The organism is Cellulomonas septica (genome assembly GCF_012396155.1).
Classification (GTDB): domain Bacteria; phylum Actinomycetota; class Actinomycetes; order Actinomycetales; family Cellulomonadaceae; genus Cellulomonas; species Cellulomonas septica.
In genome coordinates, this window is sequence record NZ_JAAXOY010000531.1 from 1 (window position 1) to 2,518 (window position 2,518).

General features: G+C 75.6%; 3 protein-coding genes. All 3 read right to left on the bottom strand.

All coding sequences use genetic code 11. The features are described from left to right. A partial coding sequence (locus HGA02_RS16120; RefSeq protein ID WP_168680106.1) for a universal stress protein occupies nucleotides 1-365 on the bottom strand: 365 nt, incomplete at its 3' end. Nucleotides 366-507: 142 nt separating this feature from the next. Continuing rightward, a complete protein-coding gene (locus tag HGA02_RS20515) occupies nucleotides 508-837 on the bottom strand; it encodes a hypothetical protein (protein ID WP_210728684.1) in 330 nt (109 codons plus the stop codon). A gap of 88 nt (nucleotides 838-925) precedes the next feature. Then, a complete protein-coding gene (gene gtfA, locus HGA02_RS16130) occupies nucleotides 926-2,431 on the bottom strand; it encodes a sucrose phosphorylase (RefSeq protein WP_210728685.1) in 1,506 nt (501 codons plus the stop codon). Nucleotides 2,432-2,518: the final 87 nt, after the last annotated feature.

Sequence of the window (2,518 nt, forward strand, 5' to 3'; positions counted from 1 at the left end):
CCGGTGCGCGCGCCGCCGCTCCGCACGCGCGCACCGACGACCAGCAGCGCGGCGTCCGCGCTGACGTCGCGCAGGCACGGGACGACGCGGCCGTGCAGCGCCCGCGTCTCGACCGGCAGGCCGGGATGGCGCTCCTCGACCAGGCGTGCCTGCTCGTCGAGGTACTCCTTGACCTCGGTGCCCAGGTCGTGGGTGTCGACGACCGGGTACCAGCTCCACGCCATCGTCTGCCAGGAGTCGTCGAGCACGCGCACCAGCAGGAGCGCGGCGTGCCGCCGCTCGGCCTCGTGGACGGCCCAGTCCAGGGTGAGTGCGCTGTGCGGTGAGCCGTCCAGGGCGACGACCACCGGTCCGTCGGCACGCATCGCTGCCTCCTCCGCTCCGGCGGCGGCTGGGGGCCGGCTGTGCGTCGGCCTCGGCGCCGCGTCCCTTCCAGGCTCCGCCGTGCGCGCGTCCGCGACCCGGGACCTGGGTCCCGAATGTGGTGGACCGTGGGCCCGCGACGGCTCAGCGGGCGGGGTGCGCCGTGAGTCGGCCCGTGGTGCGGACCTCGACCGGCACGCCGTCGACCACCGCGGGCACGTGGACGCCGGGGTGCACGACGTTGACGCGCAGCGCGTACCCGTCACCCCGGCGCGTCAGGCCGACACCGCACACGCCGGGCCGCCCGTGGAGGGTCGCGCAGAGCCGCTCCTGCGCGCGCCGCGCGGCGACGAGCGCGTCGTGCGACGCGACGAGGGCGTCGTGCGACGCGACGGGCGACGGCTCGTCGCGGACGTCGTGCACCTCGTGCTCGTCGTGCGCGTCTTGCCTGTCGTGGCTCCCGTGCGTCGTCATGGTCGTCACCGCCCTCCTGGTACCAGCGCACCGCGCCGGCCCGCGGTCGACGAGGGGCGAAGGTCCCCGTCGAGCGACCCCGCGCCCGTCACCACGTGCCGGGGAGGTCGAGCAGGTCGTCGCACGTGCCGGTAGCGCCGTCGGCGCCCGTCCACGTCACGTGCGCCGCACCCGTCGCGAGGTCCACGTCGAGCGACGCTGCCGCGGCCCCGGCCCGCCGGGTCAGCGACAACCGCGACCCGTCCAGCGCGACCTCGACCGGGCCGCCGAACGCGGGGTGGGTGTTGCGGAACCGGCACAGCGCGAGCAGCGCGCGCACCACCGGCCGGGCGAGCGAGGCCGCGACCTCGTCGGGCGTGTAGCGGTGCCGGTTCACGTCGCGCCCGACGCCCGTGCGCGCCAGCAGGTCCACGTCGTTCCCGCCCGCCAGCGCGCCCACGTAGTACACCTGCGGGATCCCCGGCGTGAACAGCTGCACCGCGCGCGCTGCCAGGTACCGCCCGTCGTCGCGTCCGAGCGCGTCGTAGAACGTCGAGTTCACCTGGTAGAGGTCGAGGTTCGACGCAGCCGCGCCCGTGGCCCGCGCCGACGCGCCACCCGTGCGCGCATGGATGCCCTCGACGAGCTCGTCGACCTGCGACGGCGTCAGCAGCCCCGGCCGCTCGGGCTCGCCCGGCTCGACCGTCTGGTCCCGCCCGACGTCGATCACCCCGATCCCGTCGTGCGTGTCCAGCACCGTCACCGCGTTCGCCGGCCGCATCCCGAGCCACCGCACCAGCGCGGACCCGTCGCCCGTGTACAGCGCGTGCAGCACCAGGGGCGGCAGCGCGAAGTCGTACACCAGGTCCACCGACCGCCCGATCTGCACCTGCCGCTCGTAGTAGGCGTGCACCTCGACCAGCACGTCCACGCCGCGCTCGCGCGCCTGCGCCGTGAAGTCCTCGATGAACGCGAACGTCTCCGGCGTCATGAAGCACGTCGTCCCCGGCGTCTTCACCGCGTACCCGACGGCGTCCAGCCGCACCAGGCGCACGCCCGCCCCCGCGACCGCGTCGAGGATCGACGTGAGGTACGCGCGCCCCGCGTCCGCGTGCACGTCGAGGTCGACCTGCTGCGGCGTGAACGTCGTCCACACGTACCGCCACCGGTCCCCGAGCCGCACGGGCGTGAACGGCAGACCCGGCCGCGGCCGGTAGATCCGCGTCAGGTCGGACTCCGTCGCGCCGCCCGGGAACACCGACGCCATCGTGAGGAACATCGACGCGTGCGGGGACGCGTCACCGCGCTCGCGGACGTCGCGGAACGCGGGGGAGTCGGCCGAGACGTGGTTGACGATGAGGTCGACGACGACGTCGTGCGTCCGCGCGAGGTCGCGCACGTCGTCCCAGGTGCCGAGCCGCGGGTCGACCTGGGTGTGGTCGACGGGGTCGAAGCCCGCGTCGGCGCCGTCGAAGGGCGTGAAGAACGGCAGGACGTGCACGCCGCCGAACACGCCGGCGAGCTCGGGGGAGCGCAGGAGCCGGGCGAGGCCGGGCAGGTCGCCCGCGAGGCGGTCGGCGTAGGTGATGAGCTGGACCTGGTCGCGCAGCGCCATGACGTCCTCCCGGGGCCGGGCCGTCGGCCGCGCGGCCACGGTGCCGCGCGACCGGCCTCCGTTCGAGCGTCCCGCGGGTGCGCCGCG

Coding starts and splice junctions, on each gene's coding strand:
- HGA02_RS20515 (WP_210728684.1), bottom strand. CDS start 837: ATGACGACGCACGGGAGCCACGACAGGCAAGACGCGCACGACGAGCAC.
- gtfA (WP_210728685.1), bottom strand. CDS start 2,431: ATGGCGCTGCGCGACCAGGTCCAGCTCATCACCTACGCCGACCGCCTC.